Source organism: Bartonella vinsonii subsp. berkhoffii ATCC 51672, assembly GCF_902825225.1.
Taxonomy (GTDB): domain Bacteria; phylum Pseudomonadota; class Alphaproteobacteria; order Rhizobiales; family Rhizobiaceae; genus Bartonella; species Bartonella berkhoffii.
In genome coordinates, this window is the sequence record NZ_CADEAK010000314.1 from 1 (window position 1) to 392 (window position 392).

1 pseudogene is annotated in these 392 nt (G+C 45.4%); it reads right to left on the bottom strand.

From position 1 onward, the window contains the following. Positions 1 to 392: pseudogene (locus J7R10_RS09420) on the bottom strand (hypothetical protein); the annotation flags it as partial.

Below are 392 nucleotides of genomic sequence, written 5' to 3' on the forward strand. Positions count from 1 at the left end.
CAGGATCTTTCAGGATATGTTTGTAGAGCTCATATTTTGCACATGCTTTAATGAGATCAAAAGCATGGGTAAGCCAGGGATTATCACCCTCATGCACGCTTTCCTCCGCCAAACGAGCGGGCACGCAAACAAGACACACAGTCTCCGCCTGTATTGGTGTTGGAAAGAGCCCTATTTTTTGCTCATGGTAGGTATAAAAAAGCGGTGTTCCCTGGGGTATTTCTTGTGGAAGAAATTGTGGGGACAGCGCGCCATATTGTTTTTGCAATATTTGCACAGGTTTAAAGACCAATTGTGACTCCAAGGTCGGTGTCAAAGATGCTCCATGAGATGTTCCATGAGGTCCCAACAAGACAGCTTCCACATCTCTTTCTGATTCAAGAAAAACCCCC